The sequence below is a fragment of the Streptomyces sp. NPDC127106 genome, from assembly GCF_042677605.1.
Lineage (GTDB): Bacteria > Actinomycetota > Actinomycetes > Streptomycetales > Streptomycetaceae > Streptomyces.
In genome coordinates this window covers 16254-30057 of record NZ_JBHXTC010000035.1, presented here as the reverse complement: position 1 = coordinate 30057, position 13804 = coordinate 16254, and the positions used below count along the sequence as shown (strand labels likewise).

The window sequence follows — 13804 nt, the reverse complement described above, 5'->3', positions numbered from 1 at the left end:
ACACATCTCATGAAGATCCACAAGTACGACACCGTCATCGTCGGCGCCGGTGGCGCGGGCATGCGCGCCGCCATCGAGGCGACGAAGCGCAGCCGCACCGCGGTCCTGACGAAGCTGTACCCCACCCGCTCCCACACGGGCGCCGCGCAGGGCGGCATGGCCGCCGCGCTGGCCAACGTGGAGGAGGACAACTGGGAGTGGCACACCTTCGACACGGTCAAGGGCGGTGACTACCTGGTCGACCAGGACGCCGCCGAGATCCTGGCGAAGGAGGCCATCGACGCCGTCCTCGACCTGGAGAAGATGGGCCTGCCGTTCAACCGCACCCCGGACGGCACCATCGACCAGCGCCGCTTCGGCGGCCACTCCCGCAACCACGGCGAGGCCCCGGTCCGCCGGTCCTGCTACGCCGCGGACCGCACCGGCCACATGATCCTCCAGACGCTGTACCAGAACTGCGTCAAGGAGGGCGTGGAGTTCTTCAACGAGTTCTACGTCCTGGACCAGCTGATCACCGAGGTCGACGGCGTCAAGAAGTCCGCCGGTGTGGTCGCGTACGAGCTGGCCACCGGCGAGATCCACATCTTCCAGGCGAAGGCCGTCGTCTACGCCTCGGGCGGCAACGGCAAGTTCTTCAAGGTGACCTCCAACGCGCACACCCTCACCGGTGACGGCCAGGCGGCCTGCTACCGGCGCGGCCTGCCGCTGGAGGACATGGAGTTCTTCCAGTTCCACCCGACGGGCATCTGGCGCATGGGCATCCTGCTGACGGAGGGCGCCCGCGGTGAGGGCGGCATCCTCCGCAACAAGGACGGCGAGCGCTTCATGGAGAAGTACGCGCCGGTCATGAAGGACCTCGCGTCCCGTGACGTCGTCTCCCGCTCCATCTACACGGAGATCCGCGAGGGCCGCGGCTGCGGTCCCGAGGGCGACCACGTGTACCTGGACCTGACGCACCTGCCGCCGGAGCAGCTGGACGCCAAGCTCCCGGACATCACGGAGTTCGCGCGCACCTACCTCGGCATCGAGCCCTACACGGACCCGATCCCGATCCAGCCCACCGCGCACTACGCCATGGGCGGCATCCCGACCAACGTCGAGGGTGAGGTCCTGTCGGACAACACCACCGTCGTCCCCGGCCTGTACGCGGCCGGCGAGGTCGCGTGCGTGTCGGTGCACGGCGCCAACCGCCTCGGCACCAACTCGCTGCTGGACATCAACGTCTTCGGCCGCCGCGCGGGCATCGCCGCCGCCGAGTACTCCGCCAAGGCCGACTACGTCGAGCTGCCGGAGAACCCGGCCCAGCTCGTGGTCGACCTGGTCGAGCAGCTGCGCAACTCCACCGGCTCCGAGCGGGTCGCGGACCTGCGCAACGAGCTCCAGGAGACGATGGACGCGAACGTGTCGGTGTTCCGCACCGAGCAGACCATCAAGACCGCGGTCGAGAAGATCGCGGAGCTGCGTGCGCGCTACAAGAACGTCGCGATCCAGGACAAGGGCAAGCGGTTCAACACGGACCTGCTGGAGGCCATCGAGCTGGGCAACCTGCTCGACCTGGCTGAGGTCATGGCCGTCTCGGCCCTGGCCCGCAAGGAGTCCCGCGGTGGCCACTACCGCGAGGACTACCCGAACCGCGACGACGTCAACTTCATGCGCCACACCATGGCGTACCGCGAGGTGGCGGCCGACGGCAAGGACTCCGTCCGGCTCGACTACAAGCCCGTCGTCACCACCCGCTACCAGCCGATGGAGCGTAAGTACTGATGGCCACCCCGACCCTCGTGAAGAAGGAGGCGGAGCCCGCCGCCTCCCCGTACATCACGGTCACCTTCCGGATCCGCCGCTTCAACCCCGAGGTCTCCGACCAGGCCGAGTGGCAGGACTTCCAGATCGAGATCGACCCGAAGGAGCGCGTGCTCGACGGTCTCCACAAGATCAAGTGGAACCTGGACGGCACGCTCACCTTCCGCCGCTCCTGCGCGCACGGCATCTGCGGCTCCGACGCGATGCGGATCAACGGCAAGAACAGGCTCGCCTGCAAGACGCTGATCAAGGACATCAACCCGGAGAAGCCCATCACCGTCGAGGCCATCAAGGGCCTGACCGTGATGAAGGACCTCGTGGTCGACATGGAGCCCTTCTTCCAGGCGTACCGGGACGTCATGCCGTTCCTGGTCACCAAGGGCAACGAGCCGACCCGCGAGCGCCTGCAGTCGGCGGAGGACCGCGAGCGCTTCGACGACACCACGAAGTGCATCCTGTGCGCTGCGTGCACGTCCTCGTGCCCGGTGTTCTGGAACGACGGCCAGTACTTCGGCCCGGCGGCGATCGTCAACGCGCACCGCTTCATCTTCGACTCGCGTGACGAGGCCGGCGAGCAGCGCCTGGAGATCCTGAACGACAAGGACGGCGTGTGGCGCTGCCGCACCACGTTCAACTGCACGGACGCCTGCCCGCGCGGCATCGAGGTCACGAAGGCGATCCAGGAAGTCAAGCGCGCGCTGATCACCCGTCGCTTCTGACCCTCCCGGTCCCCCGCGTACACCGCACGAGGGCCCCGCACCCGGTTCGCCCGGGCGCGGGGCCCTCGGCCGTTCGGGTGACCGCGCCGTATCCGGCCCCGGGGCGGGTTCCCGCCCTACGATGATGCTCTCGGCAGCAGCCCACGGGAGGCACGTGATGTCCGCAGCACCCGCTGAGCAACCCCACGGTGACCGGTCCCTGATCGACGAGGCCAACCGGCTCATGGAGCGAAACCCCGGCTACCGCGTCGAGATCATCGGAGGCGTCATCGTCGTGACTCCGCCAGCGGACGTCGCTCATTCCAGGGCCATCAAGAAACTCGATCGTCCGTTCCTGGCCGCAGGTCTGGACGAGGGCGGGTCGGAGGTGCACCAGGGCATCGGCCTCTGGCTGCCTGCCGGCCCCTCGGACTACGCCATTCCCGACCTCTGCGTCGTCGATGCGGACATCGACGAGTACCTGGTCGAGAACAACTGCTACGAGCCCTCGGTCTTCCGGCTCGTCCTCGAAGTGACGTCGAGCAACTACCAGAACGACCTGCGCGGCAAGGTCACCGCCTACGGCAACGCCAAGATCCCCGTCTACGTGATCGTCGACCGCAAGCACCACCGCCTGCACGTCCTGACCGACCCGGTCGCCGACGGGTACGCCACCCACCGCATCCACGCCCCCGGGGAACTCGTGACCCTGCCGGAGTCGATCGGCGCCAAGGTCACCCTGGACGTCGCCGAGATCCTCACGGCGGCGGGGCACAGGCCACAGGGCGAGGCGGAGTAACGCGTCGGGAGTGTTCCCCCGGTTCGCCCGGGCGCGGGGCCCTCGGCCGTTCGGGTGACCGCGCCGTATCCGGCCCCGGGGCGGGTTCCCGCCCTACGATGATGCTCTCGACAGCAGCCCACGGGAGGCACGTGATGTCCGCAGCACCCGCTGAGCAGCCCCCTGGCAACCGGTCCCTGATCGACGAGGCCAACCGGCTCATGGAGCGAAACCCCGGCTACCGCGTCGAGATCATCGAAGGACAGATCCTCGTGTCCCCACCAGCCGACGGCCCTCACGGGGAGGTCCTGACCGACCTCATCCTGCCCTTCGTCGTGGCGGGGCTGCACGGCGACGAGGCGAAGCTGATCCAGGGCATGGGGCTCTGGCTCCCTGGCGGGCCCTCGGACTACGCCATCCCGGACCTGTCCTTGGTCGACGCCGATTACAGGAACCACAAGGCCTACAACAACTGCTACGACCCGGTTGTGTTCCGCCTGGTCCTGGAGGTCACCTCCTCCAACTACCAGACCGACCTGCGCGCCAAGGTCACCGCGTACGCCCATGCCAAGGTCCCCGTCTACGTGATCGTCGACCGCAAGCACAGCCGCCTGCACGTCCTCACCGACCCGGCGCAGGACGGGTACGCCACCCACCGCATCCACGCCCCCGGGGAACTCGTGACCCTGCCGGAGTCGATCGGCGCCAAGGTCACCCTGGACGTCGCCGAGATCCTCACGGCGGCGGGGCGCAAGCCGGAGGCCGAGGCGGAGTAGCGGCTCGGGGCGGTCTCGGCAGGCGGGTTCTGTGTAAGGATCGGCGGCATGAGCGATCAGCAGCCGAATCCGTACGCGAGCGACAACGGGCAGCCCGGCGGCCCGAGTTACGGCTATCCGCAGCCCTACCCGGCGGCCCCGGGCTACCAACCGACCATCGGCGGCGCGGGCATACCGGCCCCCGCCCAGCCGCCGGCCATGCCCCCGGCGCCTCCGGCTCAGCCGCCCGTGATGCCGCCCGTCGCGCAGGCCGCGTACGCCCCGGCCCCGGTCCCGCCCATGGGCGGCGGCGGAGGTCTGACGCTCGGTGACATCACCATCGCCGGCGACCAGATCATCACCCCGTCCGGAACGATGCCGCTCAAGGGCGCCATGTGGAACGCCACGGACTTCTCCCGGACCGAGACGAAGATCCCGTCGCACGCCATCGTGCTCGCCATCATCTTCTTCATCTTCTGCCTGCTCGGCCTGCTGTTCCTCCTCATGAAGGAGAAGACCACCACCGGCTACATCCAGGTCACGGTCACCAGCGGCGGCCGCCACCACGCCACGATGATCCCGGCGATCGACGCGAGCACCTTCCAGTGGGTGATGGGCCAGGTCAACTACGCCCGGTCGATGAGCATCTAGCCGTCTGACCCTTCGTCGGCTGCTGCTCGTTCCGCGGGGCGTCGAGCGGGTCGAAACGCACCTGGTCGGTGGTCAGCCGCTGGAAGGCGCCGGACTCCGCCCGTCACCCCACGCCTGCCCGGAAGCGTACGGGCGGGCACCGACAGCGGCCGGCGCGGGATTTCCGCAGGCGGCGGGCGGCCCGGCTCCGGCAGGATGCGCCCATGACGAACGTGATCCCTTCGCCTGCGGCCGCAGCCGATGCAGCTGCCGGTGCCGCTGCTGGTGCGCTCCTTTCCGAACCCGACCCCCTCCCCGCCCACGACGTGGCGGGTCCGGCCGACGGCCCGGCCGTGGTGCTGCTGCACTCCTCCGTCTGCGACCGGCGGATGTGGCGGGCTCAGTGGGAGCCCCTGGCCGAGGCCGGTTTCCGGGTGGTCCGGATGGACTTCCGCACCTGCGGCGAGACCCCTCCCGCGACCGCGCCCTACCGCGACGAGGACGACGTGGTGGCCCTGCTGGACCACCTGGGCATCGAGCGGGCGGCGCTGGTCGGGTCCTCGTACGGGGGCCGCGTCGCCCTGCAAATCGCGGCCCGGCACCCGGGACGGGTGACCCGACTGGCCCTCCTCTGCACCGACCTGCCCGGCCACACGCCGAGCCCGGCCCTGCGGGAGATCGACGAGCGGGAGGACGCGCTGCTGGCGGCCGGCGACACCGGGGCCGCGGTCGAGCTGATGGTCGACACCTGGCTCGGGCCGTCCGCCTCCGAGGAGGCCAAGGAGTTCGTACGGACCATGCAGCGCCGCAGCTTCGAGGTCGGGCAGACCATGACCGAGGACCACGAACTCCCGGCGCACCCCGTCGACCTCGCGGACGTCACCGCTCCGACGGTGGCGTTCGGCGGCGCGCACGACCACCCCGACTTCCGCGGCATCGCCGCCTCCGTCCCGCAGTTGGTGCCGGGCGCCCGCCACGTGGAGCTGCCCTGGGCCGGCCACCTGCCGTCGCTGGAGCGCCCGCAGGAGACGACCGCCCTGCTGCTGGAGTTCCTGGGCCGCCCCTGAGGCGGCGGCCGGACGGCCGGACGGCCGGATGGCAGCCGTACCGGCGGCGTGCCAGGCTTGACGGAGGGGAGCGGTCGGCCGCGGTGAACAGGCCCCCGCCGGCGCCCCCTCCCGGCCCCCGCGCGACCACGGCCCTCACGGTCGTGCGTCGCGGCTGCGGCCCGCGGGGCCGGCCGGATCCATCCAACCGCCCGCCCGAACAGGAGCCAGTCATGACGACGGACGACAGGGTGCGCAGCGACGAGGACCTCGCCTTCTTCGAGGCCGTCGCGGACCTCTTCCGGAAGTACCCGGACGCGCAGGGCAGGTACGCCCTCGCGAGCCTGGAGCAGGAGATCGAGCTGGGGGTCGACTTCAGCCGGCAGGTCGGGATCTCCCGGGTGGAGGACCGGCGGATCATCACGGAGTTCGTGGACCGCGAGGAAGCCGAGGCCGCCGCCGGCCCCCGGGCGGCCCGGATGCGGCTCTGCGTCAAGCGGGACATCCACGGCAGGTGCCTGATGTGGATCGAGGCGCCGGAGTAGCGAGGCCGGCCCGACACGCGGCTTGAACCTGTTCAAAAAGAGGTCTAGAGTCAGTCCTGCCAACGAGTTGAACACGTTCAAGGGGGGCGAGGGCATTGGACCTCACCGTCGTCGCGTACGTCATCTACCTGCTCATCAGCATCGGCCTCACCATCTGGGTGGCCCGGACGCTCAGCCGCAACGGGCGGATCTTCATCGCCGACGTCCTGCACGGGAACGAGAAGCTCGCGGACGCCGTGAACCACCTCCTGGTGGTCGGCTTCTACCTCGTGAACATCGGCTTCGTCGCCCTCTACCTGCGGTCGGCCGACACGATCGACACCGCCCGGGCCCTCTTCGAGGCGCTCTCGGTCAAGCTCGGCGTCGTCCTGCTGGTCCTCGGCGTCATGCACCTCGGCAACGTGTGGGTGCTGAACAAGATGCGCCGCCGCGGGATCATGGAGCGTCAGCAGACGCCGCCGGTCGCCCCGCAGGGCTGGACCGTGCCGACCGCCAGGGCCTGACCGATGGCACCGGCCGCGCACACCGCCGCCACCGGGCACCTGACCGTCCTGTACGACGCGGACTGCCCGCTGTGCGTCCACATCCGGCACTGGCTGCTCGGGCAGCGGTGGCTGGTCCCGCTCCGGCTCGTGCCGGCCGGGTCCCAGGAGGCACGGCGGCGGTTCCCCGAGCTCGACCACGCCTCGACCTTGCGCGAGATCACCGTGATCGGGGACTCGGGCCAGGTGTGGACCGGCACCGACGCCTTCATCGTCTGCCTGTGGGCGCTGGCCGAGCACCGGCCGAAGGCGAACTGGCTCGCCACCCCGGCCGGCCGGCCCTTCGCCCGGGCCGCCATGTACACCGCCTCCGCCTGGCGGCAGGCAGTGCGGACCGGGCCCGGCGCGGAGCCCGGGCCGGACGCGGAAGGACCTGCCTGTGACGAGCACTGCCCCGCACCCCGATAGGCTCGGACACCGTGACTGATCAGAAGGCTCCCAAGAGCGAGCAGACCCGCACGCTCATCCTCGAAACCGCGCTCCGCCTCTTCCAGGAGCGCGGCTTCGACAAGACGACCATGCGGGCCATCGCCAAGGAGGCCGGAGTCTCGGTCGGCAACGCCTACTACTACTTCGAGTCGAAGGAACACCTCGTCCAGGGGTTCTACGACCGGATCGGCGCGGCCCACCAGGCGGCGATCCGGCCCATCCTCGACAACGAGACCGACCTGCAGAAGCGGCTCGCGGGCGTACTGACGACCTGGCTGGACATCGCGGCGCCCTACCACGAGTTCGCCTCGCAGTTCTTCAAGAACGCCGCGGACCCCGAGAGCCCGCTCAGCCCCTTCTCCCCCGAGTCCGAGCCGGCCCGCAAGGCCGCGATCGACATGCACCGCGAGGTCCTCGCCGGCGCGAAGACCAAGGTGCCGGACGAACTGGCCGACGTGCTGCCCGAGCTGATGTGGCTCTCGCACATGGGACTCGTCCTGTACTGGGTCTTCGACCGGTCCCCCGACAGCGTCAAGACCCGGCGGCTCGCCGAGCGCGGCGCGCAGCTCACGACCCGCGGCATCGTCCTGGCCCGCTTCCGGGTCCTGCGCCCGCTGGTACGGGAACTGCACGAGCTGTTCGCGGACTTCCTGCCGGGCATGGCGCAGACGGCCGTGTCAAAAAAGAAGCGCGCCTCCGCCGCCCCCTACCCGGACCCCGGCCCGGAAGCCGAAGCCGAGGCGCACCGGGCCGGCGGTCAGGACTGAGGACGGGCCCGATCCCCCCGCGCCCCGGGGAGCCGGCGGTCCGGCTCAGGGGCGCCCCGGTTCCGCGGGCCGGACCGTGATGGCGGTCTTGCCGCGGGCCTGACCCGCTGCCAGCAGGCGGACCGCCTCCGGGACGTCGGCCAGCGCGTAGGCGGCGCCCACGACCGGGGTCAGCCGGCCCGCTGCGACGAGCTCGTTCAGCGCTTCCAGGTCGGCCCGCCGGGTCTTGGCGACGAACATCGTCAGCCGCTGCCGCACGAAGGGCGACAGGACGACCGCGTGGAACTGCCGGCCCAGCCCGATCCAGTCCCCCGCGTCCTCGCCGCCCGCGATGACGAGGGTCCCGCGCGGTACGAGGGCCCGGCGCAGCCGGGACAGGCTGCTGCTGCCGCCGATGTCGAGGATCACGTCGTAGCGGCGGCCGCCGGCCGCGAAATCGGCGCGGGTGTAGTCGATCACGTGGTCCGCGCCGGCCGACCGGACCAGCTCCGTCTTGGCCGTGCTGCACACCCCCGTCACCTCGGCCCCCAGGGCCTTGGCCACCTGCACGGCGAACGTCCCCACGCCGCCCGACGCGCCGAGCACCAGCACGTGCTGCCCCGGGCGCACCCGGCCCACGTCCCGCAGGCCCTGGAGCGCCGTGAGCCCGGAGACCGCCACCACGCCGGCCTCTTCGAAGCCGAGCCGGGCCGGCTTGTGCACGATCCGGTCGGCGCGGGCGACCGCGTACTCGGCGAAGGAGCCGGGCGCGACCCCGTACACCGCGTCGCCCACGGCGAAGCCGGTCACGCCGGGCCCCACCGCCGCGACCGTGCCCGCCACGTCCTGCCCGACCCGGGGGTTCCGCGGCCGGCGCAGCCCGAGGGCCAGCCGCACCACATAGGGCCGGCCCGCCATGAGGTGCCAGGTGCCCCGGTCGACGCCCGCCGCCGCGACCCGGATCAGCACCTCGCCCTTACCGGCGCGGGGCCGCGGGACCTCCGCCAGCCGCAGGACCTCGGGAGGCCCGTACCCCTCCTGGACGACCGCCTTCATCAGCTCCATGCCCGCCCGCCCTCTCATCCGTACTAAGTACGACTTACTTAGTACGGTACCCTGCAGGCAGCAGCAGAACCACGATGTGACCGACGGAAGCGATATGGCCCAGCAGGCTCCGCTCAGCCGCGAACGGGTGCTCGCCGCGGCGGTACGCGTCGCGGACGCAGGGGGCATCACCGCGCTGACGATCAGGTCCCTGGCACAGGAGCTCGGCGTCAAACCGATGTCCCTGTACCACCACGTGCCCAACAAGGAGGCGATCGTCGACGGCATCGTCGACGCCGTCTTCGCCGAGATCGACCTGCCCCCGGCCGGCACCGACTGGCGGACCGCGCTCCGCCACCGCGCCCACTCCGCGCGCGCCGTCCTGCGCCGCCACCCGTGGGCGACCGCGGTGATGGACTCGCGCGCCCACCCCGGCCCCGCCACCCTCCGGCACCACGACGCCGTGATCGCCGTCCTGCGGGGCGGCGGCTTCCCGTTCGCGCTCGCCGCGCACGCGTTCTCGCTGCTGGACAGCTACGTCTACGGGTTCGCCCTGACGGAGGCCGCCCTGCCGTTCGAGCCGCAGGAGGTGGGCGGGGCCGCCCTGGAGTTCCTCGCGCAGTTCCCGGCCGAGGAGTACCCGCACCTGGTCGAGTTCACCCGGGAGCACGTCATGCGGCCCGGGTACGACCACGGGGCCGAGTTCGACTTCGGGCTGGACCTCATCCTCGACGGCCTCGAACGGCGCCTGGCGGGCTGAACGGGCCGCCGGCGCCGTCCGGTTCAGGCCTGGTACGAGGCGAGCTCGACGACGGTGATGTCGGACGGCGCCCCGACCCGGACCGGCGGGCCCCAGGCGCCCGCGCCGCGGGAGACGTAGAGCTGGGTGTCCCCGTAGCGTTCCAGGCCGGCGACGGTCGGATTGGCCAGGTCGGCGAGGTACTCCCCGGGCCACATCTGGCCACCGTGCGTGTGGCCGGACAGTTGGAGGTCGACGCCGTGGCGGACGGCGTCGTGGATGACCACCGGCTGGTGGGCGAGGAGCACCGCGGCGCGGGACCGGTCGCGGTCCCCGAGGGCCGCCCGGAAGTCCGGCCCGCTGCCCTCCCGCTCGCCCTGGACGTCGTTGACGCCGGCGAGGTCGAAGTGCGGCAGCGCGCGGCGGGCGTTCTCCAGCGGGGTCAGGCCGAGTTCGCGAACGTGGTCGATCCACTGCTGCGCCCCGGAGAAGTACTCGTGGTTCCCGGTGACGAAGTACGCGCCGTGCCGCGCCCTGAGCCCGGCCAGCGGCTCGGCGGCGGGGCCGAGGTCGGCGACGTCGCCGTCGACCAGGTCGCCGACGATGGCGATGAGGTCGGGCTGGGTGCGGTTGACGGTCTCGACGATGCGGGCGGCGTGCGCCCGGCCCAGGACGGGGCCGAGGTGGACGTCGCTGACGACGGCGATCCGGAAGCCGTGGGCCGCGCGGGGCAGTTTGGCGAGCGGGACCTGCACCCGCTTCACGCGCGGCCCGCGCATGACCCCGTAGGTCCCGTGGCCGACGGTCCCGGCGGCGGCCGCGACCGCGACGCCGGCGACGGCGCGGGCGACGAACAGCCGCCGGCCGATCCCGGCGGCTTCCGGCTCCTGCGACCTCTCCGGGTTCTCCGGGTTCTCCCGGTTCTCCCGGTCCTCCGGGTTCTCCCGGTTCTCCGACCTCTCCGGCTCCGCCGGCTTCTGCGGAGCCTGCTGCTCCTCCGGATTCGCCGCCTCCGGCTCCGGCGCCGACCCGGACGCGGCCTGCGCCGCGGCTCCGACGGGGGCGGAGGCCTGCCGCTGCGGTGCACGCACCGGTTCGGGCTCCGGCCGCGGCTGCGGCTCCGGCTCGCGCGCCGGGCGGCGGCGCAGCAGGAGGGCCCGTACCGGCTCCGCCACCAGCATGGCCATGCTCAGGTACAGCAGGACGGCCAGCCACAGGTAGCCCGGCCAGGCCACGGCCTGTTCGAGCGCGAAGGGCGCCCCGGCGCGTCCCGCGGTCAGGGCGGCCAGCGACAGCAACGGCAGCGCGACGGCGAGGGCGGTGCCCACCCGGCGGGCGGGGCCCCCGGGGCGGGTGGTGTCGCGGACCAGGCGGACCCACAGCCAGCGGTGGACCAACCCCAGCAGGGCCAGGACGAGCAGGGCGACGGCGGCGAAGAGGACGACGGTCACTGCTCCGGCCCCCGGCGCGCCGCACGGCGCAGTGCCAGCACTCCGCGCAGCCCGATCACACCAACGGCCGTCCCCAGGAGAAAGGACGTCACCGCCAGGAGAAAGTGGACCCAGAAATACGAGGTCGGCTCGCCCGCCGCGTCGAACGCCAGGCCGCTGCCGTTCTTCCACAGGTTCCGGACGAAAGACACCCAGATGAACCAGCTCCACACGCCGAAGGCGAGCAGGAACCAGGAAGCGGAACGGCTGAGTTTCATGCCCCCAGTATCGGTTCGGTCCCCAGGACGGACGCGCCGGGGTGGGCTGTCCCGGCGGTGGTGGGGCAGACTTGGCCGGTCCCCGGCGGTGGCGAGCCGATGTGCATGTACGTTCACCTGCGTGTCTGCCAAGAAGACCGCCCTGGCGGTCCTTTCCGCCGCGCTGCTGGCCCCCGCCCTCCTCGCGGCGCCCGCGCACGCCGCGCCCGCTCCCCCGGCCGACGGGAAGGGGCAGCCGCAGGACGCGCCGGGCGCGCCCGCGCCGCCCGCGTCGATGTCCACCGTCGGCGGGTCCCTGCTCGGCAAGCCGGGCGTGCAGGTCAATCCGCTGCCCGGGGCCCCCGCCCTGCCGGCGAACCTCACGGGGCGGTCGTGGATCGTGGCCGACGCCGAGACCGGGGAGGTGCTGGCGGCGAACAACGCGCACTGGCGGCTGCCCCCGGCCTCGACGATGAAGATGCTCTTCGCCGACACGCTGCTGCCCCGGCTCCCCAAGAACCAGATCCACAAGGTCACCGAGCAGGAGCTGTCCGGCGTCGGGTCCGGCTCCAGCCTGGTCGGGGTCAAGGAGGAGCTGGAGTACTCCGTGCACGACCTGTGGCTCGGGGTGTTCCTGCGGTCGGGCAACGACGCCGTGCACGTGCTCTCCGCCATGAACGGCGGCATCGAGAAGACCGTACGGGACATGCAGGCGCACGCCGAGGAGCTCCAGGCCCTCGACACCCAGGTCGTCTCCCCCGACGGGTACGACGCCCCCGGGCAGATGTCGAGCGCGTACGACCTCACCCTGATCGCCCGCTCCGGCCTGCAGAAGCAGGACTTCCGCGAGTACTGCGGCACGGCCACCGCCAAGTTCCCCGGCGAGCAGGAGGCCGGCAAGCCGCGCGAGTTCTACGAGATCCAGAACACCAACCGGCTGATGACCGGCGCCGGCGGCCTCGCCCCGTACAAGGGCATCGCGGGCGTGAAGAACGGCAACACCACGATGGCCGGGGCCACCTTCACCGGCCTCGCCCAGCGCGGCGACAAGAAGCTGCTGGTCACGGTGATGAACACGGAGGGCGGGGCCAATTCCGTCTACGAGGAGACCGCCGGGCTCCTCGACTGGGGCTTCGCGGCGGCCGGGAAGGTCAAGCCGGTCGGGGAACTGGTGCCGCCCAAGGGCGCCGACACCTCCCCGCACGGCTCCCCCGCACAGTCGCACGACCGGGCCCCGTCGGCGGACGGCGACGGATCCGGCGGCGGGCTCGGCACCGCGCTCGGGGTCGCGGCCGGGACGCTGGCCCTCGCCGCGGCCGGGGCGTACGCCGTCAACCGCCGCTGGCCGCTGGGGGCGCGCAGCCGCCGCGAGGAGCGGACCGACACCGACACGACCTGAGCCGGTCCGGCAGGGTCACTTTCCGGCCTCGTCCGCGCCGCCGTTCCCGCCCCCGCCCCCACCGCCGCTCCCGTCGCCAGCCGCGGGGCGGGGGCGGGTCGCCGTCCAGGCCGCGCAGAACAGCAGCAGCTTCGCCGTGAGGTTGATCCAGAGCAGCAGGGCGATCGGCACCCCGAAGGCCCCGTACATGCTCTTCGTGGCGACGCTCCGCATATAGCCGCTGATCAGCAGTTTCAGTAGTTCGAAGCCGACCGCGCCGAGGAGTGCCGCCTGGACGAGGCTGCGGCGCGGCGGCTCCACCCCGGGCAGCAGGGTCAGCAGGTACAGCAGCATCAGGAAGGCTGCGACGACGCCGACCAGGAAAGCCGCGGTGCGCAGGACGACGCCGCCCGCGCCCTGCTGGGGGATGCCCAGCCAGTCGCCGAACCGGCCGACGGCGCTGCCGCCGACGATCGACGCGGCGGCCGAGGCCAGCCCGACGGCGCCGAGGCCGAACAGGACGAGGGTGTCCTTGCCCTTGCGGACGAAGACGTTCTCCTCGTCCTTCTCGTCCTTCTCCCAGACGGCGCGCAGGCACTCCCGCATGCTCCCGACCCAGCCGATGCCGGTGAGGAGCAGCAGGGCGCCGGCGACGAGGCCGATGGTGGCCGCGTTGTCGACGAGGCCACCGATGTTGAGCTGGTCGGAGATGCCGGGGACCTGTTCGGCGAGGGTCTTCTGGAGCTGGTCCAGCTGCTCCTGGCTGAGCAGGGCGGCGCCGACGGCGGCGGCCACGGCGAGGAGCGGGAAGAGCGCGATGAAGCTGATGAAGGTGATCGCGGCGGCGAGCCGGGACCAGTGGGTGCGGTCCAGGCGCTCGTACGAGCGCCAGGCGCGGGTCTGCATCAGGCGGGTGGCCGCCGGTCCGACCACCGGGAGGTTCTTCAGCCAATCCATGGGCTCACCGTAAAGGAGCCGACGGAA

The 13804-nt window shown here is 71.8% G+C and carries 16 protein-coding genes; 12 read left to right on the top strand and 4 right to left on the bottom strand.

Annotated features, from left to right (window positions below; translation table 11 throughout):
• Positions 1–9 precede the first annotated feature (9 nt).
• From sdhA to ACFVGY_RS25500, 10 genes are all read left to right on the top strand, one after another.
• Positions 10–1764 (top strand): succinate dehydrogenase flavoprotein subunit, encoded by a 1755-nt coding sequence (gene sdhA, locus ACFVGY_RS25545; protein ID WP_385681115.1) that lies wholly within the window; start codon positions 10–12, stop codon positions 1762–1764.
• Entirely contained in the window at positions 1764–2522 is a 759-nt protein-coding gene (locus ACFVGY_RS25540) for a succinate dehydrogenase iron-sulfur subunit (protein ID WP_385681113.1), read from the top strand. Before sdhA ends, ACFVGY_RS25540 begins: the two co-directional genes overlap by 1 nt.
• 157 nt (positions 2523–2679) lie before the next feature.
• Entirely contained in the window at positions 2680–3300 is a 621-nt protein-coding gene (locus tag ACFVGY_RS25535; protein WP_385681111.1) for a Uma2 family endonuclease, read from the top strand.
• 134 nt (positions 3301–3434) lie between these two features.
• Complete coding sequence (locus ACFVGY_RS25530) at positions 3435–4055, top strand: Uma2 family endonuclease (RefSeq protein WP_385681109.1); 621 nt, start codon at positions 3435–3437, stop codon at positions 4053–4055.
• 48 nt (positions 4056–4103) lie between these two features.
• Positions 4104–4685, top strand: a complete 582-nt coding sequence (locus tag ACFVGY_RS25525) for a hypothetical protein (protein ID WP_385681107.1) — start codon at positions 4104–4106, stop codon at positions 4683–4685.
• Between the two features lie 203 nt (positions 4686–4888).
• On the top strand, positions 4889–5731 hold the full coding sequence (locus tag ACFVGY_RS25520; RefSeq protein WP_385681105.1) for an alpha/beta fold hydrolase: 843 nt from the start codon (positions 4889–4891) through the stop codon (positions 5729–5731).
• A 212-nt stretch (positions 5732–5943) separates the two neighbouring features.
• The gene (locus ACFVGY_RS25515) at positions 5944–6255 is read left to right on the top strand and encodes a hypothetical protein (RefSeq protein WP_385681103.1); all 312 of its coding nucleotides are present in this window, start codon (positions 5944–5946) and stop codon (positions 6253–6255) included.
• 95 nt (positions 6256–6350) lie between these two features.
• On the top strand, positions 6351–6758 hold the full coding sequence (locus ACFVGY_RS25510) for a hypothetical protein (protein ID WP_385681102.1): 408 nt from the start codon (positions 6351–6353) through the stop codon (positions 6756–6758).
• 3 nt (positions 6759–6761) lie between these two features.
• Positions 6762–7205 carry a thiol-disulfide oxidoreductase DCC family protein gene (locus tag ACFVGY_RS25505; RefSeq protein WP_385681100.1) on the top strand — a complete coding sequence of 148 codons (444 nt, stop codon included), beginning with the start codon at positions 6762–6764 and terminating at the stop codon, positions 7203–7205.
• Between the two features lie 11 nt (positions 7206–7216).
• Complete coding sequence (locus tag ACFVGY_RS25500) at positions 7217–7993, top strand: TetR family transcriptional regulator (protein WP_385681098.1); 777 nt, start codon at positions 7217–7219, stop codon at positions 7991–7993.
• Positions 7994–8038: 45 nt separating this feature from the next.
• On the opposite strand, the gene ACFVGY_RS25495 is transcribed toward ACFVGY_RS25500, so the two are convergent.
• Positions 8039–9028 (bottom strand): NAD(P)-dependent alcohol dehydrogenase, encoded by a 990-nt coding sequence (locus ACFVGY_RS25495; protein ID WP_385681188.1) that lies wholly within the window; start codon positions 9026–9028, stop codon positions 8039–8041.
• Positions 9029–9131: 103 nt separating this feature from the next.
• Here ACFVGY_RS25495 and ACFVGY_RS25490 point away from each other — a divergent pair, with 103 nt between their 5' ends.
• On the top strand, positions 9132–9776 hold the full coding sequence (locus ACFVGY_RS25490) for a TetR/AcrR family transcriptional regulator (RefSeq protein WP_385681096.1): 645 nt from the start codon (positions 9132–9134) through the stop codon (positions 9774–9776).
• 23 nt (positions 9777–9799) lie between these two features.
• Here ACFVGY_RS25490 and ACFVGY_RS25485 read toward each other — a convergent pair whose 3' ends face one another.
• Positions 9800–11206 (bottom strand): metallophosphoesterase, encoded by a 1407-nt coding sequence (locus tag ACFVGY_RS25485; protein ID WP_385681094.1) that lies wholly within the window; start codon positions 11204–11206, stop codon positions 9800–9802.
• Positions 11203–11463 (bottom strand): SCO4848 family membrane protein, encoded by a 261-nt coding sequence (locus ACFVGY_RS25480; protein ID WP_385681092.1) that lies wholly within the window; start codon positions 11461–11463, stop codon positions 11203–11205. The genes ACFVGY_RS25485 and ACFVGY_RS25480 overlap by 4 nt, the downstream gene beginning before the upstream one ends.
• A 121-nt stretch (positions 11464–11584) precedes the next feature.
• Here ACFVGY_RS25480 and ACFVGY_RS25475 point away from each other — a divergent pair, with 121 nt between their 5' ends.
• Positions 11585–12841, top strand: a complete 1257-nt coding sequence (locus ACFVGY_RS25475; RefSeq protein ID WP_385681090.1) for a D-alanyl-D-alanine carboxypeptidase family protein — start codon at positions 11585–11587, stop codon at positions 12839–12841.
• Between the two features lie 15 nt (positions 12842–12856).
• Here ACFVGY_RS25475 and ACFVGY_RS25470 read toward each other — a convergent pair whose 3' ends face one another.
• Positions 12857–13777 carry a YihY/virulence factor BrkB family protein gene (locus ACFVGY_RS25470; RefSeq protein ID WP_385681088.1) on the bottom strand — a complete coding sequence of 307 codons (921 nt, stop codon included), beginning with the start codon at positions 13775–13777 and terminating at the stop codon, positions 12857–12859.
• Between the last annotated feature and the right edge of the window lie 27 nt (positions 13778–13804).

Excerpts from the sequence above, each read along its gene's own strand:
- sdhA (WP_385681115.1), top strand. The coding sequence starts at position 10 with ATGAAGATCCACAAGTACGACACCGTCATCGTCGGCGCCGGTGGCGCG.
- ACFVGY_RS25540 (WP_385681113.1), top strand. The coding sequence starts at position 1,764 with ATGGCCACCCCGACCCTCGTGAAGAAGGAGGCGGAGCCCGCCGCCTCC.
- ACFVGY_RS25535 (WP_385681111.1), top strand. The coding sequence starts at position 2,680 with ATGTCCGCAGCACCCGCTGAGCAACCCCACGGTGACCGGTCCCTGATC.
- ACFVGY_RS25530 (WP_385681109.1), top strand. The coding sequence starts at position 3,435 with ATGTCCGCAGCACCCGCTGAGCAGCCCCCTGGCAACCGGTCCCTGATC.
- ACFVGY_RS25525 (WP_385681107.1), top strand. The coding sequence starts at position 4,104 with ATGAGCGATCAGCAGCCGAATCCGTACGCGAGCGACAACGGGCAGCCC.
- ACFVGY_RS25520 (WP_385681105.1), top strand. The coding sequence starts at position 4,889 with ATGACGAACGTGATCCCTTCGCCTGCGGCCGCAGCCGATGCAGCTGCC.
- ACFVGY_RS25515 (WP_385681103.1), top strand. The coding sequence starts at position 5,944 with ATGACGACGGACGACAGGGTGCGCAGCGACGAGGACCTCGCCTTCTTC.
- ACFVGY_RS25505 (WP_385681100.1), top strand. The coding sequence starts at position 6,762 with ATGGCACCGGCCGCGCACACCGCCGCCACCGGGCACCTGACCGTCCTG.
- ACFVGY_RS25495 (WP_385681188.1), bottom strand. The coding sequence starts at position 9,028 with ATGAAGGCGGTCGTCCAGGAGGGGTACGGGCCTCCCGAGGTCCTGCGG.
- ACFVGY_RS25490 (WP_385681096.1), top strand. The coding sequence starts at position 9,132 with ATGGCCCAGCAGGCTCCGCTCAGCCGCGAACGGGTGCTCGCCGCGGCG.
- ACFVGY_RS25480 (WP_385681092.1), bottom strand. The coding sequence starts at position 11,463 with ATGAAACTCAGCCGTTCCGCTTCCTGGTTCCTGCTCGCCTTCGGCGTG.
- ACFVGY_RS25470 (WP_385681088.1), bottom strand. The coding sequence starts at position 13,777 with ATGGATTGGCTGAAGAACCTCCCGGTGGTCGGACCGGCGGCCACCCGC.